This window comes from Halorubrum trapanicum, from assembly GCF_017873555.1.
GTDB classification, from domain to species: Archaea; Halobacteriota; Halobacteria; order Halobacteriales; family Haloferacaceae; genus Halorubrum; species Halorubrum trapanicum.
This window is the reverse complement of record NZ_JAGGKE010000013.1, coordinates 47,507-74,499: the sequence shown is the minus strand read 5'-3', so window position 1 is coordinate 74,499 and position 26,993 is coordinate 47,507. Positions and strand designations below refer to the sequence as shown.

Below are 26,993 nucleotides of genomic sequence, written 5' to 3'. Positions count from 1 at the left end.
GGCTACGCGCTCCGGTTTCGAGCCGGAACGACAGGCGACGGTTTAGCCGTTGGTGATAACAAAAATGAATATCAACACGCACCTGTTCGTTCCAATTTCACGATAGTGCCGGCCCAGCGGTAGCTGAAGCCGCAGTACTCGAGTTATACTGCGAGTGTTTCGACGAGAATTGCCACGAGGACGGCCCCAAGAAATGCATTCGAGGCGTGGAAACTTCTGTAGGCGGCCGCCTGTTCGTCTTCGGAATTTCGCTCATTGACATCATACTGCTTGACCACGCTTCGAACAAACACTGCTCCGAGCACCGTGGTGGTGAGGGCATAGAGTACACCAAAACCTGTGATGACCCCCAATAACACCGCGACGATCAGAGTGAGTCCGAGCCAGGCGAAGATCCGCTGACGTGCGGTCCGCACACCGGCGACGACCGGTAACATGGGATACTCGGCCCGTGCGTAGTCCTCACGGTGGGCGATGGCAAGATTGTAGAAATGTGCCGGGGTCCAACAGCAGACCACGAGCGCGAGGAGAACCGCCGAGAGACCGACGGTCCCGGTCACGGCACCGTACCCGATCAGCGCGGGCAGCGCTCCGGAACCGCCCCCGATCACGGTGTTCCATCGGGTCGTCGGCTTCAACACGACTGTGTAGACGTACGCGTAATAGATGATTGCCGCCACCGTGAGCACGGCCGCGAGCGCGTTGACGAACGTCACCATCACCGCCATCGAGGCGACAACAAGCGCGACGGCGAAGCCGGTGGCGCGTCGAACTCCGACCCGATCGGTCGCGATCGGTCGATCAGCGGTCCGTCGCATCTTGCGGTCGCGGTCGCGCTCGTACACGTGGTTGAACGTCCCCGCCGCACCGATCCCGAGGACACCGCCGCCGAGGGTCGCCACGACCGTCACGCCGTCCAGTTCAGCGCCGGTCGCGACGGCCAGTCCCATTCCCGCCAGCGCGAGCAGGCACAACAACCACATCAATCGGGGCTTCGTCAACTCGAGATACGTCCGCATCCGATCGCGGACCCGAGTTGACCCAGGTTCGGACACCGGGGACGGAACGTCACCGTCAGACGCGATCGGCGTTACGCCGTGATTCGGCCCGTTCAGTGTTCCGCTATCAACCGGTCCCCCCGCGGTCGTCTCTACTCTGATTACGAGCGTCGCGAGGAGGAAGGAGAACACCGCGATCCCGCCCAACAGGTGGACGCCGTCGAACGGCACGACGTTGGTTCGGCCCGCCAGCCCAACACCGGCCTGTGCCACGTACGTGATCACCGCCACGATCGTTCCGACGCGAACACCACGCGAGGCCGCCGAGTACTGGGCGAGAAGCGCCGTGGTGGCGAGCAGGCCCCCGACGGCCACCGCGGAGGCCTGGTGGACCGCGGCGACCAGCGAGCCGCCGTCCGCGGCGGCGGTCGCTCCGAGCGCGACGAGCAGGTACGTCCCCACGACTGACCAGGTCAGCAGCGTCGTGAGGCGTGGTCGATCCATACCTCCGGTCCAGCTTCGGACCCTGCGTCGTTTCCGCCGAACATATTCGGAGGTACCCTCATGTCCGGTGCACGTCGGACGTACGATAATGGCTATCGACCACGCACAGGCGGACGTCTGCGGCTGCGTGCGGCCCACCGCCTGCGTCGATCGCAACGGCGGGCTGTACCTCGTCGCGATCAGGCGGATCGGAACAGGTCGCGACGCTCGAGTTCGGACCGGTGAGGTGAGCGATCGCCTCGACGTCTCGCCGTCGAGCGTGACGGAGATGTTCGATCGATTTGCCGCTTCCGGACTCCTCCGATACGAGAAGCAAGCCGGGGTCGAACTCACCGATCGGGGGAGGGAGGTCACGCTGGAACTCGAAGCGTGCCAGTGTGCCGTCCGGACGTTCTTCCGCCGTCGAACGGGGTTCGATATGTCCCTCGAAGCGGGCTACCGTATCGGATACGTCCTTCTGGACGAGGCGATCGAACGCCTGCGAGCGCTCGTCGATGGTACGGCAAACGCGTGTTCCGCGACCCCGCCGAACGGAGCCGACCGATGCCCGTTCGCGGGAACCGAGCATTAACCGCCGCGGACGGTCGCGTCCCCGAATACGTTCGGGGGAACACGCACCTCCCCGTCGATACTTGAACGGATATGGCCACTGAGCGAAACGAGATCGATCGTCGCCTGGATGTCCGAGAGATCGACGGCGAACCGTTCGGCGACATCATGGCCGAGCTCGAAGCGCTCTCCGACGACGAGACGCTACTGTTGATCAACAGCTTCGAGCCGGAGCCGTTGTATCAGGTCCTCGAAGAACGCGGGTTCCAGTATGAAACGATGTCTGACGGGTCCGACGTGTGGTATATCGAGATTCGACACGAGTGACCTGATTCCGAGGGATCTGTCGATTCCCAGTATGACCGCTTCAGGACCGGTACCCACGTGAATTCGATTCCCCTCGAACATGTTCGTGTAAAGCTTATCCTTTGGACAACAAGAAATATATCCTGATGGTTGAGCATTCAGATACTGCACCGCTGTTCACCGCGACGCACGGAACGAGCGATCACGAGACGTTCGAATTGGAAGACCACCTGGGTGACGGACCGATCGTGCTCGCGTTTTTCCCAGGCGCGTTCACGCCACCGTGTACGAACGAGATGGTCGCGCTTCAAGACAATCTCGAGTCATTCCAAGAGGTCGGAGCGACGGTCTTCGGCGTGAGCGCCGATTCACCGTTCTCTCAGGGTGCTTTCCGTGATGAACACGGAATCGAGTTCGATCTCGTTAGCGACATGAGCGGTGATGTGATCCAGCAGTACGGCCTTGAGATCGATATCGAAGAGCTCGGACTGTACGGAATCGCGAACCGAGCGGTGTTCGTAGTTGATGAGACGGGAACGGTGACGTATCGCTGGGTCGCAGACGATCCAACAAATGAGCCGGATTACGAGGAGCTGCTCGAGGCCGTGAAGACGGCAACCGAGTAGAGCGATTCCACTACGACAGACAGATCCTTGCTCATGATCGCGTAATTCTCCTTCCAAGGCTACTCTACATTCGACTATGACCTCTGAACGGCATAACACGGAACGACGGCGAAATCGTCGCGACAACGTATCTGATACTGGGATCGACGTCCGCTGCGTCCGGAGACGGTTACAACATCATACGGCACGGATCGAACGCCGTCAGGTCGGAGAGGCGCTCTCCAAACTCGAGACGCAGGGTGGCCTCACCGACGAACAACGGCAAACCGTCCGGCTGCTCGGGGGTACTCTCGCTTGGCGGCTAATTTCGAACTTCGAGTCACCACTGAACGGACGTACTCAAAACAAGCAAGCAACCGCCCGCGCTGTCGCACGATTGTTTAATCTCGTTCCAGAGAGTCATTTTGATGATAAGTGCGAGCAGCCGTGATACACTCATCTTCGTGTGGCCCGGGTGTGTTCATGGACCGCGGCTCGAAATTCACTTCCGTCCGATTCCGTACTCGACATACTTATTAAGTATTTAAAACCCCGTATATGGTGGTAGATGGCCGTTTCAACCCCGATATTGGGGAACAGTATATATTATATATGTCACTACGATGCCTCTGTTGAGATGGGAAGCATCATGTCACAAGACCTCAGCAGGCGGAAGATGGTTGCAGCGCTCGGGATCGGAGCGGTCGGCGCGGTGGCCGGCTGTATCGGCGCGCCGGTGAACGCGGAAACGCCCCCACCGGAGGACCCGAACGAAGAAGTCGTCCCCGAACTGGACCCTGTACGTGACGTCCACGTCGACCGGATCGCGGCCGATCCGACCGACGTCCCGGCGCCTGTGAACTGGGACGAGCCGCGCGAACACGACGTCACTCTTCGAACAAAGGAGCTTGTCGCGGAGGTTGAGCCCGGAGTCACGTTCAAGTACATGACCTTCGAGGGACAGGTTCCCGGGCCGATGATCCGCGTCCGGCGGGGCGACACCGTCAACCTCCGGTTCGAGGTCCCGGCCGACGACAACAGCGACATCCACAACGTCGACTTCCACGCCGTGTACGGCCCTGGTGGCGGGGCCGTCGACACGACGCTGGTGCCCGGTGACGACGCGGCGGAACTGAGCTTCCGCGCCGAGTTCCCCGGCCTGTTCACCTACCACTGCGCGGTGCCGGCGATGGACCACCACGTCAGCTCCGGGATGTTCGGCGCGATCCTCGTCGAGCCAGAGGCGGGACTGCCCGCGGTGGACCGCGAGCTCTACCTCGGTCAGCACGAGCTGTACACCAAAGGCGACCTCGGCGAGAAGGGCCACCACGCCTTCGATCACGGTGCGATGCTCGCCGAAGATCCGACGTACGTCGTGTTCAACGGCGAACACCACGGCTTCACCGAGGATCGGCTCGGACCGATCGGCGCCGAGGTGGGCGAGACCGTTCGCGTGTTCTTTGTGAACGGCGGCCCGAACCAGTCCAGCTCGTGGCACCCGATCGGCAACGTCTGGTCGCGGCTGTACCGCGACGGCGACCTCGTCTCCCCGCCAGCGCGATACGTCGAGACCACGCCGGTCGCGCCCGGCACGGCGACCGTCGGAGAGATGGAACTCGCGGTCCCGGGCCCGATCAAGATCGTCGACCACGCGCTCTCACGGGCCGGACGCCGCGGCGCACTCGCGGTCGTCGACGTCGAGGGGGAGCCGAATCCGGACGTGTACGATCCCGGATCCGACGAGTAGGTTCGGATAATTCGTTGGGTTTTGTTTCCAAGAAGCTTGTCCGATGTCTTGATTCAGGACGGTCGAATGAAGAGGATATTCGTGGGCTCAGTTGTCAACAGAGGAGTTTCGGCTCTGACATCCCGTCTTTGTCGGCGAACATGTTCGGACTAATTCCCATTAAACAGGGTTTGTCCGGTCCCCTATTTACATGAACTGGCTAGCGCGTACATGGTTGGTGACGAGACTGGACGATCCCAGAGTGATGTTGCACGGCGGCGATTTCTCGCGGCCGTGGGTATCACCGGTACCGCGGCGTTCGCGGGCTGTTCCGCGAAAAGTATCGGCGCTCCGGTAGCTGCGGGCGACTCAGAAGACGCCGAAGGAGTGTCCGACGGGACCCATTCCTCACCGGATCTCGAACGGTGGGTCGACGAAATACCTCGTCCGGGTGTTATCGAACCGAGCGGAACGAAAGATGGCCAGCCTCATTACGAGGTGGAGATGGCCGAGATCGAACAGAAGCTCCACCGCGACCTTCCGCCGACGACCCTGTGGGGCTACGGCGGGCAGTTTCCCGGCCCGACGATCGAAGCCGAACAGGGCGAACCGATTTACGTTCGGTGGCAGAATCACCTCCCGGACGAACACCTGCTCCCGGAGGATCCGACGATCCACGGCGATATCATCCCGTACGACGAGCCGGGTGCCCGCGTCGTCCCGCACCTCCACGGTGGCAATGTCGAACACGAGAGCGACGGGAAACCGCAGGCGTGGTTCACCCGCAACTTCGAGCGGACGGGCCCCGACTTCGAGAAGAAGGACTACTACTACGCGAACGACCAGCCGCCCGCAACACTGTGGTACCACGATCATTCGCTCGGCATCACGCGACTGAATGTCTACGCCGGCCTCGCGGGGTTCTATCTGATCCGGAACGACCACGAACGAGAGCTCGATCTTCCGACGGGCGACAACGAAATCCCACTCGTGTTGCAGGACCGGAGTTTCAACGAGGACGGCTCGTTATACTACCCGACGGACGTCCCAGCGACAGAAGAGGATGAAAACGATTCACATCCCGACCCAAGCATCGTTCCGCAGTTCTACGGTGACACGTCGACGGTCAACGGGAAGGCGTGGCCCCGACTGTCCGTCGATCCCGAACAGTATCGGTTCCGCCTGCTCAACGGGGCCAACAGCCGATACTACAACCTCAAGCTGCTCGAATACGACGATGAATCGGGCGACACGGGTGAGGCGGGGCCGCCGTTCGTCCAGATCGGGAACGACGGCGGGCTCCTCTCGAAACCGGTCGAGACCGCTGACCGTCTCGAACTCGGATCGAGTCAGCGCGCGGATGTCGTCGTCGACTTCAGCGAGTACGCGGGCGAGACCCTGCTCCTGCATAATAACGCCCCGGCGAAGTATCGCGGGACGAGCGGAATCGGGCCGGAGGACTCCGAACCCCTCCCGGAGGTCATGCTTATCGACGTGGCAGCCGCGGAGAGCGAGCAGGAGCCAACGCAACTCCCAGACGAACTGACGCAGGTCCCCGAGATTCCGATCGAATCCGTCGACACCGAACGCTTCCTCACGCTCGCCCGACAAACGGACGAGTACGATCGGCCCCTCTACGCACTCGGGACTCGCAACGAAAAGATCGGGTACGAACTCACGGACCCGGTCACCGAGACCCCGACGCTTGGGGACACCGAGATCTGGAGTCTCGCCAACTTCACGGGGATGTCCCACCCGATACACCTCCACCTCGTTCACTTCCAGGTGTTGGGACGGCAGTCGGCTGCTGATTACGATCCCGCCGAAGACGACATCGATCTGGACGCGCTCGATGCCCCCGAGTCGTACGAACTCGGGTGGAACGACGTGGTCACCGTCGACCCAGGTAATGTGGTACACGTGATCGCACACTTCGGGGAGTTCAAGGGGCTGTTCTCCGATCAGACAGGCGATTACATGTGGCATTGTCACATGATCGAACACGAGGACCACGACATGATGCGACCGTTCAAGGTTCGATCGCCCGATGACGAGGGTGGAAGCGAGTAGTCGTCGACGGGGGGCGTTCTGACGGGAACATGTTCGTCCCAACCCTATTACCGCTCCGTGCCGCAGGTTGAGTCGCATGAATTTAGGCCAACCTAAAAACCATCGAGCGGGCAAATCGTCCATCGCCGGCGCCCGAGCGGCGGTCCGGACAAACGACCGCGGCGCCTGCCGAACGGGTGATCCGGTATGACGGCCATCCGTCTTCAGTTAAGCAAGAAACCGCGTAACTGCGGTGGTTTATCGGGACATCTTTCGGAAGGAATGAGGAAGTCCAGTCTGTGCACGACAAGGACTCCTCATCTCGAATTATGCGTCGGCTCACTACACTGTTTCCCTCTGAGTTCCTCAAACAGCACGCCGAGGAACTCGGCGTGGTCGAACGTGACCGAAAGCTTCAGATTCCTGCCTTCGTCTGGACATTCGTGTTCGGCTTCGCCGCAGGCGAAAGCCGAACACTCGCCGGGTTTAGACGCTGTTACAACTCGACTGCCGATGAGACGATCTCACCGAGTGGGTTCTATCAGCGGTTGACTCCGACGCTTGCGGAGTACCTCCGCGACCTCGTCGAGCGCGGTCTCGACGAGGTCGCTGTTCCTGACGCGACAGCTGCTGATATCGACCGGTTCAGAGATGTGATGATCGCTGATGGAACGGTGTTGCGGTTACATGAGTTTCTTTCAGATCAGTTCGAAGCCCCCCATGAGGAGCAGGCTGGAGCGAAGCTCCACCTGCTCCATAATGCCACAAAGCAGACGATCGAACAGATTGATACTGCTGACGAGAAAGCACACGACAGCACCCTGTTCAAGACAGGGCCATGGCTTGAGAACCGTCTCATGCTGTTCGATCTCGCCTACTTCAAGTACCGCCGGTTTGCGCTGATCGACGAGAACGACGGCTACTTCGTCAGCCGGTTGAAGAAGAACGCGAACCCGGTGATTACGGCAGAATTACGGGAATGGCGCGGCCGCGCCATTCCCTTGGAGGGCAAGCAGCTCCGAGCTGTTCTCGACGATCTTGACCGGAGGTACATCGATGTAGAGGTCGAAGTGGAGTTCAAACGAGGACCGTACAACGGGACGCAGTCGTTGGATACGAAGAGGTTCCGCGTCGTCGGCGTCCGCAACGAGGACGCCGACGACTACCATCTGTATATGACGAATTTGACGAGGAAGGAGTTTTTTCCGGCTGATTTAGCGCAGATCTACCGATGTCGGTGGGAAGTTGAGTTGTTGTTCCGTGAGCTGAAGACGCAGTACAACTTGGATGAGTTCGACACGAGCGACGAACACGTGGTGAAGATCTTACTATACGCAGCACTGCTGTCGCTGCTTGTAAGCCGCGATTTATTGGATCTGGTCACTGAACAGGCGGATGATGAGCTCGTGTTTCCGACAGAGCGCTGGGCGGCGACCTTCCGGTCGCACGCCCAGCTTTTCCTCCACAAACTGGGTGAGTACCTCGGCTACTCACCACCGCCGCTGCTTGAACGACTGATCGAAGACGCTCAAAAGATCCACAGGCAGCGACCGATCTTACAAGAGACGCTCGCTACCGCTACACGTCCGAGGTGTGAGTCTTAACTGAAGACGAATGGTATGACGGCCGTTGACTTCGACGCGGAACGGACGTACGACGACGAGAAGTTCTCGACAGTCGAAGTATTTCGGAGCGAACAGATGAAAGTCGTCTGCGGCTATTTCGAACCGGGACAGTTTATCCCGGTTCACGCTCCATCAAGTGACGTGGTGATCGATGTCCGTTCCGGCACCGGGCTCATCCGCGACGGGGATGCGGAACACCGCGTCGAACCAGGAGATGTCGTGACCGTCGGAGCGGACACCGACCGCGGTGTCAAGGCCGACGACGACTCGCGGCTCGAAGCGCTGCTCGTCACCGCTCCACCGCCGACCGACGCCGAACACGAACCGGTCCGCCGAGGACTCCGAACCGACGAATTCGATCCGACCGATACATGACGACGATACACACCCTCAACGAACTGGACGGACAGCCCCACGCCAACGTCTTCCCCGACGCTGAACCGAAGACGATCAGACTCACTCTCGACGCGGGCGGCGAAGTCGCTCCTCACTCGCATCCCGACCGCAAAATCGTGTTCCATCTCATCGAGGGGGCGATCGAGTTGGAACTCGACGGCGAGACACATGAGCTGTCGGCAGGCGACGTGGCTTGCTTCGACGGGGACCAAGAGATCGCTCCCCATGCCGTCGAGGATAGCACTGCACTAATCGTCTTGGCGTCTCGGTCAGACGAGTAGCCAGAGGAGAGTGGTACTGCCTCTGTACACGGAAGACTACCTCTGGTGAAACCTCGGTCTTCAGACGCACTATGGTAAGGAACTACCGGTCGCTGAAGACTGCAACCTTGGTCTCAGAGGGAAAATGCGTCGCGTCTGCCTCTAGATCGCCAAGGCAGAACGCTTGCTCCAGTATCTCAACTACATCTGATCCGTGATGCTATGGAACTTTCCCCGAGCAGAGACACCTAACTTCCGCTGAAATCTCCACTTTTCGAACTTATACTAGAGGCGCGACGAAGAACACTTTATTCCGCTGTCTGCGACTACTCCGGTGCTACAACATCTTCACACACTGGACACTCGGCCCACACGCCCTTGGTGCCGTCGTCCTTCTCATATTCAACAAGAATCCACGCCTCCGAGATGTCCTCACCACATTCCGGGCAATGACCGAGAGATGATTCGTCAGCGGTCATGGAAAGGGATGGAAGAGGCGTGTGACAGTATTCCTTCCAAACAATTGTCAATCGGCCTTGAACGTAAGCCTTTGGCGGCTACTCGGGTCGAACGCACCGAATTTCTAGGGAATACAGATCACCAGTAGGATTAACTCACAACCACCAGAACTCTGGATCCCATGAGTGTCCGCACAGTACTTACACGGCTACTACTCGGTGACAAGACTGAGGTAGTCGTGGAGAGCCGCCAGTGCGGTGAGAATCTTTCATCGGGGGCAGATGAGTGTCCCACATGTGGGTCGGATGAAATAGAGCGCCTCCAGATTTGAGTAGACTACCGCGGTTGGGATACATCGGTTAATGTCGTCAATCAGGAGAATTTGCGTGGCTGCGAGACTCTTCTCGAAACCGTTTCCACCAGTGACGTGAATGGACAAACGTGACGTACCTCCGTTTGATCCTAGTTTACCTGAATTGAGCCGCTAAGGCCCCTTCCTCAACGAGCGACCGGAGGGAGCGAGTAGGGAGGGGATACAGCGCCGCACGATTCTCAGACACGTTCGACGCTCGGACCACAGGGCCACCGCCACATTTATGTTGAAATTAAGTGTAAACACAGGCGATGGATAAACACGAAATCGAAGGCCACGAAGTCATCGACGGGACGGCCAAAGCCACCGGCAACGGCGCTCACGTCCTTGTCCCGAAACGATGGCGTGGCGCGGACGTGAAAGTCGTCAGAACTACCGACCCCGACGAGTAGCACCACCCGATGAACTACAACTACAGGTATCGACTTCGACCGTCCGACGCCCTCGAAGAACAGTTAGCGTGGACTGTCGATACCTGTAGACAGGTCTACAACCACTTCCTCCACCGCCTGAATCGGAACGACGACACCTCGTCGTACTCTGAACAGAAACTCCTGCCGAGTCTCAAGAAGTGGTGGAGCGACCTAAAAACCGTTCACTCGAAGGTGCTACAGAAGGTCGTTCAGCGGTTGTACGACAACCTCTCGACACTCCAGGGCCGGAAAGAGAACGGCTACCGCGTTGGGACGCTCAAGTGGAAAGTACCGGGTGAGTACCGCAGTTTCACCTACAGTCAATCCGGCTTCAAGCTCAAGAACACGAGCGGTCGGACCCGACTGTGGCTCTCGAAGCTCGGAGAAATCCCCATCACCTTCCACCGCGACCTCCCCGACGACGCCGAAATCAAGACCGTCACCGTCAAACGCGAACCGACCGGTAAGTGGTACGCCATCCTCGGTGTCGAAACCCCAAACAACCCACCGGAGAAGCCGGAGAATCCCGAGAAGTGCGTTGGCATCGACGTGGGGATTCTCAAGTACGCCCACGACACGGACGGAACCGCCGTCGAATCTCTCGACCTGTCCGCCGAGCGGGAGCGGTTGGAACGCGCCCAACGCAACCTCTCGCGGAAACAGCACCGGTCTGCGAATTGGGAGAAACAGCGCCGAGTTGTGGCCGAACGCTACGCCGAGTTGAAGAACAAGCGCCGCGACTTTCTTCACAAACTCTCGAACTACTATGCCCGCGAATACGACCTCGTGGCCGTAGAGGATTTGGACGCAAAGGGGTTGGTCGAGCTACCGGGCAACTCTCGGAACCGCGCAGGTGCAGCGTGGGGGACGTTCCTGCGGATGCTGGAGTACAAGTGTAAACGCGAAGGGACACACTTCGTCGCTGTGAACCCGAGAGGGACGACGAAAGAGTGCGCGTCCTGCGGCGTTTCAACCGAGAAGCCGTTGTGGATCCGGGAACACTCGTGCCCGGCGTGTGGGTTTGAAGCGGATAGGGACGCGAACGCGGCGTGGAACATTCTTTCTCGCGGTATCAGGAAGCGGTTAGGAGCGGGACGCTCCGAATCAACGCCTGTGGAGACTGCGCTCCCTGTGGATACCTCGGTATCTGCAAAGTGCGTCGTTGAAACAGGAAGCCCCACCCTCAAGGAGCGAACGGCGTCAGCCGTGAGCGAGTAGGGTGGGGTAGTTCACTAGAAGTACCCCGTTTAGATAAGACGATTTGATACGGCCGAGTTGACCGAGAAGATCATGTCGATCGTGCCCTGAACACACTCGCGATGAGGTACGCGTACCCGAACGCACCAAAGAGCGTGAGCCAACGGCCGAGAGTGATCGCTTGTGTCGAAAGAGACGCCGTCGAGGAATTGAAGACGGCGATCACAGCGGCACCGAGGATCTCAATCCCGAGTCCGCAAGCGAGCGCAGCGATCGCTACGCTCGCGGAACGGTTCGACGACCCGGGAAACGCGCCCAGCCGCGGCGGATAGAACTGAAACGATGTTCCGACGATCATCAGGCCGAGAAAGCCGAGCAGGTTGACTCGGAGGTGGGTCTCGATCAACGCCGGAGACGTTCCGCCGACTGCGAAGAGACCGCCGAAAAGGACGCCGATGACGCCGAACGTCGCGCTTGGGAGAAGGGCGTACAATCCGATTCGGCGTTTGTCGGACTGGAACCACATTCCGAAGACGACGAGCGCGAAGCCGACCATCGCGATCACCATCAGAGCGGCACCGAGTGGGAGCAATCGTTCGTCGACGAACCCGCCGGCGATGATCCCGGGGGCAGTCGCGGCAACGGGTAGGACAAGGGCGGCCGACGATCGGGTCGGATGTGCGCCGAGGAACCGCGGAAGCAGTCGAAAGCCGAGCGTGACCACGAGCAACGTCGCAGCCCCGGCGGCCAAGAGATGCGTTGCGGCAGCCTGGACGCCGATCAGCGGCGGGAGTTCGCTGGCCTGTCCGGCGACGTTCTCGTAGCTACCGGCGAGGAGATACAGGAGAACGATCGGGACGAAGCGATTCGCGAATCGGTCGAGCGGCCGTCGGTCGGCGTTGTGATCCCCGGTTCCAGTCGTCCCGCGTCGGAGTGGTCCGGCGATCGTCAGTACGATTGATCCGACGAACACGGCGACGCCGACCGCCCAGAGCACACCGCCGAGAACGCCGAGGTCGACACGGAAGCGACGAACGAGAAGCGGGTCGAGCGCGAAACACGCAGTCCCCATAACGATGAAGGGAAACTGGACCATCGGGGCGTGTTCGAAGACGAGATCAGCGTCGAAGTACGCCGGCACGAGGGCGTAGGATTTGCCGAAGATGACGTGGAACACGAACCCGAACACGCCCAACGCCACCGTCGTGCGTCGCGGGAGGCCAGCAACAGTGGCAACCTGCCAACAACAGAGTGCGATCACCCCGATGAGAACGTATCGACGCGACCAGCGTGAGATTTCAGCGGCCATGGTTCACTTCTGCTATTCTCGAGGTACTTGATCTGTTCTGTCAATTGCCCGTTACTCGTCGGCAACCGATTTTGTCCGAACGTAGTATGGCCCATCCCAATTTCGGACCCACTCCGGAGCAGCAGGGTGCGATTGTAACTGATTCGCCTCGTACGATTCGTCCGGGAACACAGTTCCCTCCTCGTCAGTTCCGTCCTCCCAGGGTATTTCGAACGTTACTGGTTCCCGATTTTTGGCGGGAGTCAGTTGTTTGTCTGCCCCATCGTCTAGGTGGTACGGTCCGTCGACCCATTCTTGTGGATTGAATGTGACTGCTATATCTGATTTTGTATTTGTCATGGTAATCGATATTCCGGTGTGTTCTCATATTCTCGCAGAAAGACCGAAAAGGGATAGGATGACTCTCACTCCGTGGGATACGAAGCGGCACTCATCTCCAAATCCACGTGAGAGTCTCCGTTCGCCTCCGATCTGACGAACCGATATCCACTGAGATCGGGGTACGAAGACGAATCCATTTCCCCGGTGACAGCGAATGGTGAATATGGCACAGGCTCGACTCAACGTTGATCTCCCAGACGGACCGTGGGTCGGTGAGGTCTCTCGGGACTTCCCGGAAGCACGGATTCAGGTACTCAGTGCGACCCCCGGAGACGGTGCGGGGTTCGCGCTCGTGAAGATCACCGCTGACGATATTGATGAAATTCTGGACGCGATAACGGTCCACGACACGATCGAGGAAGTCTCGGTAATGGCGTTGAGTGACGGGGTTGCCACCGTCCAAGTCGAGGCACATGCACCGCTGTTGATGGCGGCTGCACGGCAGGCCGGCATCCCGATCGAGATGCCCGTTGAGATCGAGAACGGAGTGGCCCGAATCGACGTCACCGGCGCCCACGAGCGCATCGCCGACTTCGGGAAGATGCTTCGAGGCGTCGGTGCGGAGTTCGATGTCGAGTACGTTCAACAGCGGCTGAACCCGGCTGAATCGCTCACCGAGCGGCAGCGAGAGCTGTTGTTCGAGGCGGTCGAACGCGGTTACTACGACGTGCCACGCACCTGTACGTTGACAGAGGTCGCCGAACACGTCGGGATCGCGAAATCCACGTGCAGCGAGACACTCCAACGCGTGGAACGAACGATCGTCCGGGAGTTCGTCGACGATCTCCCTCGAAATCCGCTCGAATTCGATCCCGGCACAGACACCGATACGTAGAGCGTCGGTCTCAACGATTCGTGACGAATGGGAGGTCGTCGGGATTGCACCCGTGACCCCCGACCTGGCTCTCCGCAAAGCGGAACGTAGCGAACATGTTCGCACAGACATGGAGGCGTGTCCGTCTCATACATATTCTCATGTCCACACGGAACCAGCAATCAGACCGCGAACGTACCACGGCTGCCTCCGAAACCAACGAGTTGGCACCCTCATTTCTCGATGAGGAGCATGATGCGTCGTGGTCCGCAAACCTCGAACAGGAACGGTACGCTGACGATCGAGAGACGCTAATCGAGCACGCCCTTGCGGCGATCAATCAGACGGAACCTGACTACCACGTCAACCTCGTCACGCATCCGAACCACGGCACTCCCGAGGAGTACCTTGAGGCGCCGATCCACGACCACTACCCGGACGCAGAGACCAGCGTCGTCGATCAGTGCGGTTGTGGCGGCTACGTGTATCGCGTCCAGCAGTGAGTTGTGAAAAAAGCTCCTCAGAAAGACCTCTCGACTTACATGCGTTTACTGGGCCACGACATCCGGCTTGAGCGCACCGACTTCATCGAGGATCGCGTCGACGTCGTCCTCGGTGACACCGTTCTCTCTGAGCGCTTCGGCGAGGTATGTCGCAACGCGACCGAAGGCTTCCCCGGTGATTCCCATTCCCTCGTGAGCAGCCTGCATATCGGCGCCGTCGTATGATACCGGGCCGCCTGCTACGGCACTTATGAATTGTACTTGGTGAGCGTACAGCGCATCACGGTCGATATCTTCGAAATACGGCTGAAGAAGTGAATCTGAGAAGACACGATCATAAAAATCGGCCACGACAGATTCGACAGCTTCATTTCCGCCGATCCTTGCGTAGATTGTTTGCGTTTTCGCCACTACTGTCACTTAATATCTCAAGAATAAGACTGCTCCGAAAGAACATGTTCGGTGAATGTCTTCCGGGATGTGGTTAGGTGTGATCTCGTAACGGTACCCATTTACCATCCGCCCGGCCAAAATCCGACAATACGGTGGGATCGACCCCCACTTTGAGCGACTGAAATGACCAATTCATCCGGAATCGACGACCGGTCTACCTCTGTTAACAGGGAGACACTCGCTGCCTCTCTCGGTAGCGCTCTCAAGATACTCGACCCGGCATACTTCGGATTCGTCATGTCGACTGGGATCGTCTCAATTTCCTTCTTCGAGCTGGGTATCACAATTATCGCGCGGCCGCTAGCGGTGTTCAACGTCGCCTGTTACGCGTTGTTGCTTGCGCTGTTCGCAGTTCGAGCTGCGGCCTTTCCCAAACGCACGCTCGCCGATCTACGGAACCGAGACCGACACTGGGGCACGCTGACCTTCATTGTTGCCACGAATACCATCGGGGTTCAGTTTCTGCTGTTCTTCGATATTGTCGCGGTGGCGGCCGCGATGTGGGGCGTGACCGTCGTCGCCACGCCACTGCTGCTGTACTACCTGTTTGTAACCGAGATCATCGGCACGGGAAAGGCGGGTGTGAGCGAGCGGATCGACGGCGCCTTCTTGCTCGTGATCGTCTGCATGCAGTCGCTCGCAGTCCTCGGCGGGTTGCTTGCTGAACCGCTGGCAGGGTACGGAAACGTAGTCGTCCTGTTGAGCATGAGCTACTTCGGCTCTGGGTATGTCCTCTACTTCGTCGTCGTTACTGTCGTCAGCTATCGACTCCTCGATGGCCCCATCCGCCCGGACGATTGGACCGGCCCGTATTGGATCACGATGGGCGCGGCGGCGATCACGACGCTCGCGGGGACGACGCTCGGCCCGGGGCTGGTGGCGTTTCAAGGCTGGGAACCGTATGCACCAGTGATAGTCGGCGTAACGTTCCTCGCGTGGGCGATCGCCTCTTGGTGGATCCCCCTGCTGCTCGCGATTGACGTCTGGAAGTTCCTCACCGATGGGGTCGACGGCCGACCGCCAATTTGGGTGATTGTGGCCCCGTGGTTGCGGCTCGGATTCGGTAGGGGGGTTCACACGTACTCGCCGACTGCGTGGGGGCGGGTGTTCCCGATGGGGATGTACACGGCGTGTACGCTGAATCTCGCCGGGATTGGAACCTTCGGACTGCTTTCCGTCGTGCCTGTGTACTGGAGTTGGTTTGCGCTGGTGGTGTGGGCGCTGACGCTTGTCGGAATGGCACGGGCACTCGGACGGGTGTTTTTCAGCATCGATCCGACGGAGGAACCGGCTCGGGAGTCCGTGTGACGGACGCTATCTCGGGTAGAAGAGAGCGGTCACCCGATGGTCTCGTAGCGTTTTCGCCGGCTGGAAATAGTAAGGCTAAGACCTCGTCATCAGGGCGGAGAGAAGATAACTCTACGTGAATGGCACCCTTCATGCCGACCACCTCATGCGGTGTACAGACGTACGTATAGGTGCCAGACCATTCGTCTTTAGTTAAGCTTGAGAGTGATACAATTCTCAAAAGTATGCTTGTCAGTATTAGAGGCGGGAGAAGATACAGATGAGACACCAGTACTGGCGAGATCGAGCGATAAGTAACCATCACAAACGCCCTTCTATTGCCGTAGCTGGTGTGGCTAGGCCGTATTTGGGCGAAAACCACGGCTACCGAGTATTACTGATAGTATTAACTAAAGACGGATGGGGTGTCAGTTTGCGTGATCGATGTACTGGTTTTCCCACTCTACTCGGGCCTCGATCTCTCGAGTTCCTCGACGAGTGGTGGTATACTCGTTAGTTCGTCGATCACGCTGACTTTTTTCGACCAGCCCCTTCTCGACAAGTGTGTCGAGATTTGGATACAGCCGCCCGTGATGGATCTCTTTTTCGTAGTAGTCTTCGAGTTCGTCTTTGATTGCGAGCCCGTGTGGGTCCTCAAGCCCGGCAATAACATACAGGAGATCGCGCTGAAAGCCAGTGAGATCGTACATCGTTCGCGTCTCGAGTTATATTCATGAAATACTATCGATTTCTGGTATATCGGAAGTAACGAACCATCTGGGGAAGATCTGTTGTGTTTGGTACAGGCGTGAACTAGCGATAAGAGAGAGAGAAGAGTCTGATAGACAACAGACGTACCAACTCGTCACGAGCGTGGTGGAATCCGAATTTCGTCACCAACCTCATACAGATACCCCTTCAGGAGTAGCTGTTTGATTATATCGCGTCCGTCGGCAGGCTTGATTCCGTGATCTTCGAGGTATGTGATAGCTATCTCACGCGTAAGCGGGTTGGTATCGCCCAGTTCTTCGAGATATGCCTCAAGATGATTGAGGACATTTTCTTCAGCTGGTGCGATGGGCCGCCGCGAATTCGCCATTGCCAGTACCTATGAAACGCAGATAGTAGGACATTGGGATCATCGCCAGACCCCCACCTCCACACCGGTTTTCCAGTGTTCTCACTAGATTTCACGACTCTGTAATTTCGGTACACGGTGGCGGATTTCACGGGTATCGGACGCTCCGGCGAAGGTTATAAATGGTGTCTTTCAGCAGCATTTCGCGGAACTTTAGTGACGGTGTCGCGTTGGTAGCGGGTGCGGGGTCGGGGATCGGCAGAGCGACTGCGGAGCGATTCGCCGACGAGGGAGCCGATGTCGTTGTCGTGGATATCGACGACGAGGCTGGCGGAGAGACAGTCAGCCGCATCGAAAACGACGGCGGGAACGCAACGTTCGTCCGCACTGATGTCAGCGACTCCACTGAGGTCAAGGCGATGATTGAGCGTGCGCTTGAAGAGTATGGCCGCCTCGATTTCGCAGTGAACAACGTCGCCACCGGAGCCGATCCCGCGCCAGTAACCGACATCTCCGAGCAGGATTGGGACCGCGTCACCAGCATCTCCCAGAAAGGCGTGTGGCTCGGGCTGAAACATGAGATACCGGCTCTTCTGGACTCCGGTGGCGGGGCTATCGTCAACACTGCCTCACACGCCGGGATACGGGGCAGTCCCGGTCGGACGCCCTACAGCGCGAGCAAACACGGCGTTGTCGGGCTCACGCGGTCGGTCACGCTCGAATTCGCCGCAGACGGTATCAGAGTTAATGCAGTCTGTCCGACAATCGTTAACACACGTGCCCTCCAGTCGATGTCTCCCGAGGAGCAGGATGAAGTCACCGCCGGCGTGCCGATGGGTCGACCGGCCGATCCCGCCGAAGTGGCGAGCGTGATCGTGTGGCTCTGCTCGGACGACGCTTCGTTCGTCACTGGGCACGCGCTTCCCGTCGATGGTGGCCAGACGCAGCGGTGAGTGACGGATCCAGCCGGTCACGAGAGTCGGTACTGTCCGTCGTGCAACTGTTTGAACTCGTCGAGGAGATCCGGCGGAGGGCTAACTGAGGGGTAGTTTTCGTCGGTTGTTGTTCTAAACCAGCAGGGTGGTCGTCGAACCACACCTACGAGCATGCCTCCGGGGAAACATCTACGAAATCACGCTGCAGCGCCGCAACGTACGTCTCCTCAAGGAGCTCAGTCATGGTGATAATTTCTTCCCGGACGTCCGATGCCCAGTGTAGTCACACTCCGTGGTGAATTGCTTGGATGTCAAACCACGTGGCTTTCACCTACACCGTTTGTAATAATCTGCGTCTTTGGGCTTGTGAACATAATTGGCTCACCGTGAACGTCCTCCGGTTCTGATTCAGGGCGACCACTCCCCCATAGCGGATGACTTACGGGGAGCGCTCACCGAAAGAGTAATAGAGCGAATGGAATGGATACGGAAACTCCGGAACTCGCCAGCAACAGCCGTGATTTTCGCGAGTACGCTCGTCGCTGTCATGGGTGTCTCACTCATCAGCCCTGTACTCCCAGCGGTCCAGGAGGCATGGAACATTTCGGAGGCACAGGCCAGCCTCTTGCTGTCGGCGTTCACGCTCCCCGGGATCTTTCTCACTCTCCCGATTGGACTGCTAACTGACCGCATCGGTCGAAAACCGATTCTAATCCCGGCGCTTGTTGTCTTCGGACTCAGTGGGGGCGGTATCATCTTCATTTCCGACTTCACCCTGATCTTGGTCCTGCGAGCCATCCAAGGGGCGGCGAGTAGTGCGATTGCGATGCTCACGGTCACGCTCCTCGGCGACCTCTATTCCGGTGAACAACGACGAGTGCTAATTGGGACCAACGCGGCGATTCTCGCGGTGGGTGCTGCTGGCTATCCGTTACTCGGCGGTGCGCTGGCGACAGTCGCTTGGTCGGCTCCCTTCGCGTGTTTTCTCCTCGCGCTGCTCGTCGCTGTACCCGGCATAACCTTGCTCGAGGAGCCACAGCGCGACGAGAACAATACGAATTCGAGTATCCGTGCATTCCTCACCGGACCCACATCGATGACCCCCTTCGTCGTGCTCTATCTCGCTATCTTCGGTATTTTCGTCATCCTCTACGGCGCGCAACTCACCGCCGTTCCATTCCTGCTCGCCAACGAATATCACCTCTCATCAGCGAGTATCGGCCTTCTCGTGGGATTACCCGCGGTTACGATGGGAGCGACAGCAATGCAAGGTGATCGCGTGCTTCGGTCGCTCACGAGCTTCCAATCGATCGCGCTCGGATTCGTGAGTTACGGGATCGGACTCGTCGGCGTCGCCGTCGCAGACTCTATATACGTAGTTGCTGGTGCACTCCTTCTATTCGGACTTGGTCAAGGACTTGCAGAGCCGATTACGGATACGGCACTCAACGAACGAGCACCGGACGAATTCCGCGGGAGCATTATGAGTATTCGGACAAGTGTTCTCAGACTCGGCACGACGGTCGGTCCGCCGCTTAGTGTCGGGGCTGCAGCACTGTTCGGCTATCGTCAAACCCTGTTAGTGTCTGGTGCCGCTGCCTTCTTGATCGGAGTAACGTGGTTTACGGTGAGACGTCAGTGAACACTCAAAGTCAGCTAACAGATTGGAGACGGAATGTGTTCATTGGTGGGTATCCAGAATTCGACGTACGGTGACCTCGGCAAGCTGTGTGAACCCCACTGTATCCGGCATAACATCAACAGCGATCCCATGCTTGTCGACAGCACGTTTTGTTGTGCTCCTATCGCTCCAACAATCGTCTCCTCTAGCTCGCGTTGGAGTGCAGCGACAGCGTCACGTTCAGTCGCAATTTGAACGAAGTGCTCTATCGTCTTTGGCGAGGTGAACAGTATACCGTCCAGCTTACCGTCTACCGCAAGTGAAACCGACTGTCCCGCAGTCTCCGGTCGTTTCAGGCGATATAAGGCTGTTTCGCTGACAATTCCACCAGCTGCTTCCAGTCCTTCAACAAGTACTTCGCTGCCGTGTGCACTCCGAGCAAGTTCAACGGTTTGGCCCTCGACTTCAGTAGATAACTCGTCGACGAGTCCTGTGGATGTGAACGTCGATGGAACGATATCGACTGAATAGCCCCGATTGCATAATGCGGTTGCAGTCTGATCTCCGACAGCACAAACAGTGGTGCCTCGTTGTTTCCATCCCGCTGTCGCAGCTAGATCGACACCGGTCTCGCTTGTGAAGATACAGTAGTCCGCATGTTGGGGGAACCTGACCGGTCGGTGTGATTGCCAGCATTGGGTCTGGAATCGGGGATACATCGAGTGACTGGAGATACTCGACCGCCTCAACGATACGGCTGTCGTCGGGTCGGAGAACAGCCACCGTCGGCTGGGACATATTGAACAGTTAGCTGATGCTGGACTTGTGTGTATCGAGAATCGGCGACCCGTCTCGAACGATTCAAACCGGCATCCTGCTAATTGCCGGTATGGACGAGGAGTCTCACGACCACGTTGTTCCGGGAAGTGCTGAAGAGTTGACCACGCCAGACGTGCAGGGCTACGACTTCCGTGGCGAATTCGATTTTCAGGAGATGCTGGAAGCGTATGCAACGACGGGCTTTCAGGCGACGCAACTCGCAGAGGCCATCGACATCGCCGAGCAAATGCAAGACGCCGATGCCACGATCTATCTCACATGCACGTCGAATATCATTTCGTCGGGATTGCGTGAAGTCGTCGCCTACCTCGTTCGTGAAGGGTACGTCGACGTGCTTATCACGACCGCGGGATCGCTGGCGGAGGATGTTATCAAAACGGCGAAGCCGTTCAAAATGGGAGAGTGGGATGCGGATGAAGCAGTTCTCCGGGAACAGGGAATCAACCGTCTTGGGAATCTGTTCGTCCCTTCCAACCGTTACGTTTGGTTGGAGGAGTACCTATACGACTTCTTCGAGGAGTTCTTCGCTGAGGAAAAGGTTCGGACGCCGACATCGTTTGCCCGAGAGTTAGGGGAGACACTCGACGATCAGGATTCGGTTCTGAAACAAGCAGCGGACAATGATGTTCCCGTCTACTGTCCGGCACTGACGGATTCCGAGGTTGGGAATTTTCTCTACTATTACCGACAGGGGTACGATTCGGAGGTCGGAATCGAGATTCTCGACGATTACGACTCGCTCATTGAGGACGGAATGCTCGCCGATACGACGGGTCTGATCGCAGTTGGAGGTGGCGTGCCGAAACACCACGCGATTATGACGAACTTGTTCCGCGGTGGGGCCGATTACGTCGTCTATATCTCGACCGGTATGGAAGGGGATGGGTCACTCTCTGGCGCACCCCCGAACGAGGCAGTATCGTGGGGGAAGATCAAAGATGATGACCGGACAAATTATACGCAGGTCGAAGCAGAGGCGACGCTCGTCTTCCCACTGCTCGTGGCGGGTGCTTTCAGCGAGTAGAGATGATACACCCGAACATGAACCACGCAGCCGGCTTGTTGCGTGATCAGTCACGAGACGGATGGGACTTACCAGTATCCTGTACAGTGAACCGACCGGCCATCGGTAGCAAGCCCCTGTGTCTGGATCCACTTGAGCAGTTCTTGAGAACAATATAATAAGGTGGTGGTGCGCCTGTAGGCCGAGCGTCTAACGTGTTTGATACTTGTGCGGCGCTGAATCCTTCCCTACTCGCTCGCTCCACTTGCTCGTTGAGGAAGGGGCCTTAGCGCCTCAATTCAAGTAACCAATTTCTTCCGTATTTCAAACTATTTATTGTTTTTATAGAAGATTACTTACTATCTCAGTGAAATATGCTTGGACGGCTCCGAATGTGACTCGCATGGTAGCGGCCCCAAATCCAAGAGCGATGAAACTCACCACGACAACGAGATCAGCCTTCGAATCGTTGGGACTAAGCAAGAGCGTGAGCGCCACAAGCGTCCCCGACATCGTACTGATGAAGAGCCCTGTTAGAAATGACAAACTCGTGAAAAATGGATCAGTGAAACCCATAACGGAGTACGTTGGTTCATAGATTCCGACGTAAGATAAACTGAAGCCGATGACGACGTATCCGATAAAGCAGATAGTGATGAGGATAGTCCCGGGGCTAACGAGTTGATACAGTCCAAACAGTCCCCGTTCAAACGGGGTAGTTGGCTGTCGGATCCGTCTGAGTGGGCGATAGTCCATCTCCCTACGGCCAGAGCCCCCGTACCTCGTGGGATTCAGCGATCCGTGAGAGCGCAACAATATAGGCTGCATCACGCCACGTGACATCGCGGTGCTCGTATTCGTCTGTGACTGCCTGCCAAGCGGCTTGCATCTCCGTTTCGAGTTCGTCGTTCACCCGTTCGAGCGACCACGATCGGCGATTGATATCCTGGAGCCACTCGAAGTAGCTCACCGTGACTCCGCCAGCATTAGCGAGAATATCGGGGATAACTGCAATGTCTCGCTCTGCGAGAATCGCACTCGCCGTCGAAGTGGTGGGACCGTTTGCGCCTTCAACGACGAGGTCAGCGGCGATCGCACTCGCATTTGCTTCGGTGATCACGTTTCCGAGAGCGGCAGGGATGAGTACGTCAACATCGAGTGTGAGCAACTCATCGTTTGAGATCACGTCGTCTGCGTATTTCGTGACGGCTTCAGGCTCCTCGTCGTGTGACGGGACGGTCGCCGTCTCGATCCCGTCTGGGTCGTACATTGCGCCGTTCACGTCACTGATTGCGACGACCATTGCTCCCCACTCATCAAGCAGCCGGGCGGCGTTCGCACCGACACTCCCGTAGCCCTGGATTGCGACCGTTGTTCCCTCGAGATCGCTCCCATAATATTCGCAGGCCTGCTTGGTGATGATCGCGACACTCCGTCCAGGCGCTTCCTCACGACCTTCACTCCCCCCGATGACTGGTGGCTTCCCGGTGACGACTCCCGGTATCGTTTCACCTTCCTGCATCGAGTACGCGTCCATCAGCCACGCCATCGTCTGTGGATCAGTACCCATATCCGGCGCGGGAATATCGCGATTCGGTCCGATAACATCGCGAATTTCCTGGGCAAACCGACGAGTGAGTCGCTCTTTTTCTCCCGAACTCAACTCTTTCGGGTTGACTGCGACGCCACCCTTGGCACCCCCGAACGGGAGATCCATAACAGCGCACTTCCAGGTCATCCACATGCCGAGTCCGACACACTCGTCTCTACTCACCTCGGGGTGATACCGGAGCCCTCCTTTAAACGGGCCTCTGACACTGTCGTGTTGAGCTCGGTAGCCGGTGAACACATCGACCGTACCGTCATCGCGTTCGACTGGGACTGTTACTTCGTGGACTTTCTTCGGATATCTGAGCCGTTCGACGATACTGGGGTCGATATCCAAGTGACTGGCAGCATGATCCAACTGACGGCGGGCGGTCTCGAGTGCCGACTCAGGCTCGATTGGTTCTGCCGCCTCGTCGTCCGATCCGTTGTGGGTGCTCTCAGATTTTGATGCCATAATTATTCAAGTGACATTCGCCGGTTTCGCATCGGGCCGCCACAGTCGGGACATTGGCCTGGGCTGTCTTCTGCGATGATGATGCTGCCACACTCGAAGCACTCGTACGGGGTTTTTTCGTCTGATTCAGGGTCGACATCTATCATAGTGGGTTCACGAGTGCCAGCCGGTAATATAGGGCACTCTATGTACGTGTAATAAGTGTATAAGGGAATATTCAGCTGTTAACCACCAAACACCCTCTGAAATTTGGAGTTAGTTATTGAACTCTTCGATTCCCGAAATTGAGATATTGTGCTCCTCGAAGAGCGTTTCGAACAGTTTGCGCTGGACAGTCCGAGAGTGTTTATAAAATGCTGGAGGGGAGATTCCGAGTGTCTCCGCAACATCTTCGCCTGTGTTCTCGCGTGGTGACTCGAAGAACCCGCTGTAGTATGCCGTCTGGATCACCTCGAGTTGCCGTGAGGTCAGTTTCTCGAGGAACTTCGAGTACAAGTCGCGTTCCATGGACTGATCCAGCGTCTGCTTCGAACGGAGTTCGACGGTGGAGAACGTCTCTCGGACGAGTTGGGTGATGGTCCGGACATCGATACTGTCCGGAATATCGATGACGAGGCTTGTGGATGTCGGGTCGGCGGTTGCCTCGTGGAAGACAGCACCATGATCGGCCAGCTCGAGAGCGAGAAACGGTTGGGTAAGCCGCAACCGGAGCACACTCCCCTCACCATCCGTACTAATCTGTTGTACGTCGTCAATCCCGACCAACTGCGAGGCGGCGTCTACAACGTCAGTTACTGCTCCGTCGTCGACAGTCACAAACACGTAACTTCCCTCTGTGGATTGTTGGACTCCACCTCGATACGAGAGTGTACACGCTGCGTCTCGAGCGAGCCGTGAAAGGATAAACGCAGGATCATCGATGCCGAATTCGACCCGCGTCACCGATGTCGTGAGCAGTGCATTCTTTCGTTCAATAGCACTGAGCGCAGACGCGATAGTTTCGCCGAGTTCAGCGAGGACAGCCTTCGTCGTGTCGTCGAACGCGTCCTGGGTCGGTGCGTAGACAGTCAACACGCCGTGCGTAAGGTCGTTGTACACGAGAGGGATGCTCAATACAGAGAGGTAGTCACGAGCCAGTGCGGCCTTCCGCCACGGCTCGTCGCGGAGACCAGCGGCGACGTTCGTCACTATCGTCACGTCGCCAGTGGCCGCGGTTTGCCCGGCTGGCTCCCCAGCTGATGCGTCGATAGCGAATGCTTGGCTATCCAGATATCCCTGTTCGCTGCCTGCCCAAGCCCGTGGTTCGACGGAGTCAGTTATCCGGTCAATCGTCCCGATCCAGGCGAATTGGAATCGGTTCTCGCCGGTCAACAGCTCACAGACAGTATGGTCGATTTCCTCCCGTGTTTCCGCTTGCACGAGAGCTTGATCGATCTCCCGGATTGTCTCGTTGATCCGATTCAGCTCGGTCAGCTGTTCGTTTTGTTCCTGTAGTGTGCGATCTTGCTTTCGAAGTCGGGACTCGCGTGTGACGCGGTCAAGGGCTGCCTCGGCGGTTGCAGCGAGAAGATCAGCCAGTTCCCGGGTTACGTCGTCGAAGACGCCGACTCGGTCCGAGCCAGCGACGAACACGCCGTGGTTACCGAGTGGAATGTAGGCTGTACTGCGGAGGTCAGTCACCCGGTTTTCGAGCCGGTCTGCCTCATGAACATCGTCAAAAAACAGCGCTTCGTCCTCGACGAAACTGTAACCCGGAAGTGTTTCGCCGTCGGCGTGTACGGTGGGGAGCGGACCGTTGAGTTCTTTCATCGTCGCCGAGTGCGCTGTGGGTCGAAGCTCGTTGGCATCAGCATCAAAGAGATAGAACGCACTTGCATCCAGATCGAGGACGACAGGTGTGTCGTCGACGACATGCTGGGCGATTTCCTGATGCGTTTCGGCGTACAGAAAATCACGGGCGGTCTCTTGGAGGGTCGCAAGCGCCTCCTCGCGTTGCTTACGTTTCGTGATATCCCGACAGCTGAAGAGAAGCGTCCCGTCTTGAATCGAGACCTCGCGAACGTTGATCAGAAGCGTGTGCTCACGACCCGCTTTGTCCGTCGCGGTCGTCTCGATGTTCTTAAGCACGCCGTCTTCTGTGAGCTCCTCACAGTCGAAGAGGTCCGTACCGAGGAGGTTGTCGATCGTCCCTTGCTCGTGAATCTCGTCGGCCGTGTAGCCGAAGATGAAGTGGACGTTGGGACAAACATAGGTGTACTCGCCGGCCTCGTTCGTGATGAGGACGGTATCGGTCATGTTGTTGAGCGTGACGCGGTGGAGCTCCTCTGATTGTCGGAGGTCGCGTTCGAGATCGACGCGCTCGGTGATGTCTACGCCCTCAACGACGATTGAAACGAGATCTCCACGCTCGTTCTCGACTGGACGCACGGAGAGATCGATGACGCGTGGATCCTCGACGTGTGGCGGCTGTGTGACGACCGCGTTGCCGAATCTCCCATCGAACGCGTTCTCCACGATTTGTTGTACGTCCGTGCTCTTCGTACCGGTCTTTGCCCACCACGGAAGCGTCCAGAACGGTTCACCGACGATCGTTTCAACATCCACATCGCTCATTTCCCGTGCTGTCTTGTTCACACGCGCAAGTGAGCCAGCAGGATCGAGCACCCACGTCGCGGTCCGCGAATCGTTGAATATGGCGTCGAACTGTCTGGCCCGGTCCCATCGCGTGGCTGTCCGCCGTGCGGATCGGACGGCACGCTCGGTTCGTTCGATGAGTTCGTCGGTCATCTCTTCTACCGGCTCCGTGAGCACGATGTAATCCGTGACACCAGCCTTGATAGCGTCGCTGGCAATAGCTTCGCTCCCAGCGGCGGTACAAAGTACGACCGGGAGCGTCGTGGTTTCGGTGCGGATCTCCTTGAGGAGTTCCAGCCCTGTTGCCCCTTCGAGCGTGTCTCCGGTGATGAGACAGTCAATGGTCCGATTTCGGACTATATCACTCGCTTCCGCCTTGGTTCCAACTGTATGTACAGTCGCGTCAGTCCGTGTCTCAAGCGTAACAGCGAATTGCGTGAGCCAGTTATTTGTTCCGACGAGTAGTACCGTCGACGAATTGAGGACTAATTGAGAAGCGACCATTATTCGATCAGTTGAATACAGGGAACGCTTCCCTCGAGCCCGGTTCGAATTCGTCCCCAATTCTGCTGCTGGCCTAGGCCAGAATGAATGTACATTGGTGGTTAACCAT

Annotated in this window: 26 protein-coding genes and 1 pseudogene; 16 read left to right on the top strand and 11 right to left on the bottom strand. The window is 57.9% G+C overall.

The window, feature by feature from the left end; all coding sequences use genetic code 11:
* Positions 1–143: 143 nt before the first annotated feature.
* Positions 144–1,460 (bottom strand): heme o synthase, encoded by a 1,317-nt coding sequence (locus tag J2744_RS13160; protein WP_233139245.1) that lies wholly within the window; start codon positions 1,458–1,460, stop codon positions 144–146.
* Positions 1,461–1,590: 130 nt separating this feature from the next.
* Between J2744_RS13160 and J2744_RS13155 the strand changes: the two genes are divergently transcribed.
* The 8 genes from J2744_RS13155 to J2744_RS13120 all read left to right on the top strand — a co-directional run bounded on the left by J2744_RS13155 (position 1,591) and on the right by J2744_RS13120 (position 9,039).
* Positions 1,591–2,073: a metal-dependent transcriptional regulator gene (locus J2744_RS13155; RefSeq protein ID WP_095638129.1), complete on the top strand. Its 483-nt coding sequence runs from the start codon at positions 1,591–1,593 to the stop codon at positions 2,071–2,073.
* Between the two features lie 71 nt (positions 2,074–2,144).
* Positions 2,145–2,378 (top strand): DUF2249 domain-containing protein, encoded by a 234-nt coding sequence (locus J2744_RS13150; RefSeq protein WP_095638128.1) that lies wholly within the window; start codon positions 2,145–2,147, stop codon positions 2,376–2,378.
* A 125-nt stretch (positions 2,379–2,503) separates the two neighbouring features.
* The gene (locus J2744_RS13145; protein ID WP_095638127.1) at positions 2,504–2,983 is read left to right on the top strand and encodes a redoxin domain-containing protein; all 480 of its coding nucleotides are present in this window, start codon (positions 2,504–2,506) and stop codon (positions 2,981–2,983) included.
* 655 nt (positions 2,984–3,638) lie between these two features.
* Complete coding sequence (gene nirK, locus J2744_RS13140; protein WP_186313446.1) at positions 3,639–4,709, top strand: copper-containing nitrite reductase; 1,071 nt, start codon at positions 3,639–3,641, stop codon at positions 4,707–4,709.
* A gap of 210 nt (positions 4,710–4,919) precedes the next feature.
* A complete protein-coding gene (locus J2744_RS13135; RefSeq protein WP_144927944.1) occupies positions 4,920–6,758 on the top strand; it encodes a multicopper oxidase family protein in 1,839 nt (612 codons plus the stop codon).
* Positions 6,759–7,066: 308 nt separating this feature from the next.
* Entirely contained in the window at positions 7,067–8,341 is a 1,275-nt protein-coding gene (locus J2744_RS13130) for an IS4 family transposase (RefSeq protein ID WP_128904735.1), read from the top strand.
* 15 nt (positions 8,342–8,356) lie between these two features.
* Positions 8,357–8,737, top strand: a complete 381-nt coding sequence (locus J2744_RS13125) for a cupin domain-containing protein (protein ID WP_095638125.1) — start codon at positions 8,357–8,359, stop codon at positions 8,735–8,737.
* Positions 8,734–9,039, top strand: coding sequence for a cupin domain-containing protein (locus J2744_RS13120; protein ID WP_095638124.1), 306 nt, complete (start codon positions 8,734–8,736; stop codon positions 9,037–9,039). Before J2744_RS13125 ends, J2744_RS13120 begins: the two co-directional genes overlap by 4 nt.
* A 305-nt stretch (positions 9,040–9,344) precedes the next feature.
* Here J2744_RS13120 and J2744_RS13115 read toward each other — a convergent pair whose 3' ends face one another.
* Complete coding sequence (locus J2744_RS13115) at positions 9,345–9,497, bottom strand: DUF7837 family putative zinc-binding protein (RefSeq protein ID WP_186313447.1); 153 nt, start codon at positions 9,495–9,497, stop codon at positions 9,345–9,347.
* Between the two features lie 604 nt (positions 9,498–10,101).
* On the opposite strand from J2744_RS13115, the gene J2744_RS13110 reads away from it, so the two are divergent.
* On the top strand, positions 10,102–10,242 hold the full coding sequence (locus tag J2744_RS13110; protein ID WP_144049586.1) for a DUF2080 family transposase-associated protein: 141 nt from the start codon (positions 10,102–10,104) through the stop codon (positions 10,240–10,242).
* Positions 10,243–10,251: 9 nt separating this feature from the next.
* A complete protein-coding gene (locus J2744_RS13105) occupies positions 10,252–11,481 on the top strand; it encodes an RNA-guided endonuclease InsQ/TnpB family protein (RefSeq protein WP_144927947.1) in 1,230 nt (409 codons plus the stop codon).
* 70 nt (positions 11,482–11,551) lie between these two features.
* Here J2744_RS13105 and J2744_RS13100 read toward each other — a convergent pair whose 3' ends face one another.
* Positions 11,552–12,769: a hypothetical protein gene (locus J2744_RS13100; protein WP_144049585.1), complete on the bottom strand. Its 1,218-nt coding sequence runs from the start codon at positions 12,767–12,769 to the stop codon at positions 11,552–11,554.
* 544 nt (positions 12,770–13,313) lie between these two features.
* Here J2744_RS13100 and J2744_RS13095 point away from each other — a divergent pair.
* Together J2744_RS13095 and J2744_RS13090 are read left to right on the top strand one after the other, a co-directional pair.
* Positions 13,314–13,985: a helix-turn-helix domain-containing protein gene (locus J2744_RS13095; protein WP_144927952.1), complete on the top strand. Its 672-nt coding sequence runs from the start codon at positions 13,314–13,316 to the stop codon at positions 13,983–13,985.
* 95 nt (positions 13,986–14,080) lie between these two features.
* Positions 14,081–14,467, top strand: coding sequence for a CGCGG family putative rSAM-modified RiPP protein (locus J2744_RS13090; RefSeq protein WP_233139242.1), 387 nt, complete (start codon positions 14,081–14,083; stop codon positions 14,465–14,467).
* 45 nt (positions 14,468–14,512) lie between these two features.
* Here J2744_RS13090 and J2744_RS13085 read toward each other — a convergent pair whose 3' ends face one another.
* Positions 14,513–14,878 (bottom strand): group I truncated hemoglobin, encoded by a 366-nt coding sequence (locus tag J2744_RS13085; RefSeq protein ID WP_186313448.1) that lies wholly within the window; start codon positions 14,876–14,878, stop codon positions 14,513–14,515.
* Between the two features lie 165 nt (positions 14,879–15,043).
* Here J2744_RS13085 and J2744_RS13080 point away from each other — a divergent pair, with 165 nt between their 5' ends.
* Positions 15,044–16,228, top strand: coding sequence for a tellurite resistance/C4-dicarboxylate transporter family protein (locus J2744_RS13080; RefSeq protein WP_095638118.1), 1,185 nt, complete (start codon positions 15,044–15,046; stop codon positions 16,226–16,228).
* On the opposite strand, the gene J2744_RS13075 is transcribed toward J2744_RS13080, so the two are convergent.
* The 3 genes from J2744_RS13075 to J2744_RS13065 form a co-directional block, all read right to left on the bottom strand.
* The gene (locus J2744_RS13075; protein ID WP_233139251.1) at positions 16,185–16,529 is read right to left on the bottom strand and encodes a plastocyanin/azurin family copper-binding protein; all 345 of its coding nucleotides are present in this window, start codon (positions 16,527–16,529) and stop codon (positions 16,185–16,187) included. The two genes, J2744_RS13080 and J2744_RS13075, sit on opposite strands and share 44 nt — an antisense overlap.
* Before the next feature lie 106 nt (positions 16,530–16,635).
* A complete protein-coding gene (locus J2744_RS13070) occupies positions 16,636–16,917 on the bottom strand; it encodes a helix-turn-helix transcriptional regulator (protein WP_095638116.1) in 282 nt (93 codons plus the stop codon).
* A gap of 155 nt (positions 16,918–17,072) precedes the next feature.
* Entirely contained in the window at positions 17,073–17,306 is a 234-nt protein-coding gene (locus J2744_RS13065) for a hypothetical protein (protein ID WP_095638115.1), read from the bottom strand.
* A 161-nt stretch (positions 17,307–17,467) separates the two neighbouring features.
* On the opposite strand from J2744_RS13065, the gene J2744_RS13060 reads away from it, so the two are divergent.
* On the top strand, positions 17,468–18,238 hold the full coding sequence (locus J2744_RS13060) for a glucose 1-dehydrogenase (RefSeq protein ID WP_144927955.1): 771 nt from the start codon (positions 17,468–17,470) through the stop codon (positions 18,236–18,238).
* Positions 18,239–18,695: 457 nt separating this feature from the next.
* Positions 18,696–19,862, top strand: coding sequence for an MFS transporter (locus tag J2744_RS13055; protein WP_095638114.1), 1,167 nt, complete (start codon positions 18,696–18,698; stop codon positions 19,860–19,862).
* 39 nt (positions 19,863–19,901) lie between these two features.
* Here J2744_RS13055 and J2744_RS15560 read toward each other — a convergent pair.
* Positions 19,902–20,639 (bottom strand): annotated as a pseudogene (locus J2744_RS15560) (uroporphyrinogen-III synthase).
* Positions 20,640–20,730: 91 nt separating this feature from the next.
* Between J2744_RS15560 and J2744_RS13045 the strand changes: the two are divergent.
* On the top strand, positions 20,731–21,705 hold the full coding sequence (locus tag J2744_RS13045; protein WP_095638113.1) for a deoxyhypusine synthase: 975 nt from the start codon (positions 20,731–20,733) through the stop codon (positions 21,703–21,705).
* Between the two features lie 739 nt (positions 21,706–22,444).
* Here J2744_RS13045 and gdhB read toward each other — a convergent pair.
* The 3 genes from gdhB to J2744_RS13030 form a co-directional block, all read right to left on the bottom strand.
* Positions 22,445–23,746, bottom strand: coding sequence for a glutamate dehydrogenase GdhB (gene gdhB, locus J2744_RS13040; protein ID WP_095638111.1), 1,302 nt, complete (start codon positions 23,744–23,746; stop codon positions 22,445–22,447).
* A 2-nt stretch (positions 23,747–23,748) separates the two neighbouring features.
* Positions 23,749–23,892, bottom strand: a complete 144-nt coding sequence (locus J2744_RS13035) for a rubrerythrin-like domain-containing protein (RefSeq protein WP_137691468.1) — start codon at positions 23,890–23,892, stop codon at positions 23,749–23,751.
* A gap of 109 nt (positions 23,893–24,001) precedes the next feature.
* Positions 24,002–26,884, bottom strand: coding sequence for a bacterio-opsin activator domain-containing protein (locus J2744_RS13030; RefSeq protein WP_144927961.1), 2,883 nt, complete (start codon positions 26,882–26,884; stop codon positions 24,002–24,004).
* Positions 26,885–26,993 lie beyond the last annotated feature (109 nt).

What these genes read in the sequence shown, in the direction of transcription:
- J2744_RS13155 (WP_095638129.1), top strand. Translation starts at nt 1,591, where the DNA reads ATGGCTATCGACCACGCACAGGCGGACGTCTGCGGCTGCGTGCGGCCC.
- J2744_RS13150 (WP_095638128.1), top strand. Translation starts at nt 2,145, where the DNA reads ATGGCCACTGAGCGAAACGAGATCGATCGTCGCCTGGATGTCCGAGAG.
- J2744_RS13145 (WP_095638127.1), top strand. Translation starts at nt 2,504, where the DNA reads ATGGTTGAGCATTCAGATACTGCACCGCTGTTCACCGCGACGCACGGA.
- nirK (WP_186313446.1), top strand. Translation starts at nt 3,639, where the DNA reads ATGGTTGCAGCGCTCGGGATCGGAGCGGTCGGCGCGGTGGCCGGCTGT.
- J2744_RS13135 (WP_144927944.1), top strand. Translation starts at nt 4,920, where the DNA reads ATGGTTGGTGACGAGACTGGACGATCCCAGAGTGATGTTGCACGGCGG.
- J2744_RS13130 (WP_128904735.1), top strand. Translation starts at nt 7,067, where the DNA reads ATGCGTCGGCTCACTACACTGTTTCCCTCTGAGTTCCTCAAACAGCAC.
- J2744_RS13125 (WP_095638125.1), top strand. Translation starts at nt 8,357, where the DNA reads ATGACGGCCGTTGACTTCGACGCGGAACGGACGTACGACGACGAGAAG.
- J2744_RS13120 (WP_095638124.1), top strand. Translation starts at nt 8,734, where the DNA reads ATGACGACGATACACACCCTCAACGAACTGGACGGACAGCCCCACGCC.
- J2744_RS13115 (WP_186313447.1), bottom strand. Translation starts at nt 9,497, where the DNA reads ATGACCGCTGACGAATCATCTCTCGGTCATTGCCCGGAATGTGGTGAG.
- J2744_RS13110 (WP_144049586.1), top strand. Translation starts at nt 10,102, where the DNA reads ATGGATAAACACGAAATCGAAGGCCACGAAGTCATCGACGGGACGGCC.
- J2744_RS13105 (WP_144927947.1), top strand. Translation starts at nt 10,252, where the DNA reads ATGAACTACAACTACAGGTATCGACTTCGACCGTCCGACGCCCTCGAA.
- J2744_RS13100 (WP_144049585.1), bottom strand. Translation starts at nt 12,769, where the DNA reads ATGGCCGCTGAAATCTCACGCTGGTCGCGTCGATACGTTCTCATCGGG.
- J2744_RS13095 (WP_144927952.1), top strand. Translation starts at nt 13,314, where the DNA reads ATGGCACAGGCTCGACTCAACGTTGATCTCCCAGACGGACCGTGGGTC.
- J2744_RS13090 (WP_233139242.1), top strand. Translation starts at nt 14,081, where the DNA reads ATGTTCGCACAGACATGGAGGCGTGTCCGTCTCATACATATTCTCATG.
- J2744_RS13080 (WP_095638118.1), top strand. Translation starts at nt 15,044, where the DNA reads ATGACCAATTCATCCGGAATCGACGACCGGTCTACCTCTGTTAACAGG.
- J2744_RS13075 (WP_233139251.1), bottom strand. Translation starts at nt 16,529, where the DNA reads ATGGTTACTTATCGCTCGATCTCGCCAGTACTGGTGTCTCATCTGTAT.
- J2744_RS13070 (WP_095638116.1), bottom strand. Translation starts at nt 16,917, where the DNA reads ATGTACGATCTCACTGGCTTTCAGCGCGATCTCCTGTATGTTATTGCC.
- J2744_RS13065 (WP_095638115.1), bottom strand. Translation starts at nt 17,306, where the DNA reads ATGGCGAATTCGCGGCGGCCCATCGCACCAGCTGAAGAAAATGTCCTC.
- J2744_RS13060 (WP_144927955.1), top strand. Translation starts at nt 17,468, where the DNA reads ATGGTGTCTTTCAGCAGCATTTCGCGGAACTTTAGTGACGGTGTCGCG.
- J2744_RS13055 (WP_095638114.1), top strand. Translation starts at nt 18,696, where the DNA reads ATGGAATGGATACGGAAACTCCGGAACTCGCCAGCAACAGCCGTGATT.
- J2744_RS13045 (WP_095638113.1), top strand. Translation starts at nt 20,731, where the DNA reads ATGGACGAGGAGTCTCACGACCACGTTGTTCCGGGAAGTGCTGAAGAG.
- gdhB (WP_095638111.1), bottom strand. Translation starts at nt 23,746, where the DNA reads ATGGCATCAAAATCTGAGAGCACCCACAACGGATCGGACGACGAGGCG.
- J2744_RS13035 (WP_137691468.1), bottom strand. Translation starts at nt 23,892, where the DNA reads ATGATAGATGTCGACCCTGAATCAGACGAAAAAACCCCGTACGAGTGC.
- J2744_RS13030 (WP_144927961.1), bottom strand. Translation starts at nt 26,884, where the DNA reads ATGGTCGCTTCTCAATTAGTCCTCAATTCGTCGACGGTACTACTCGTC.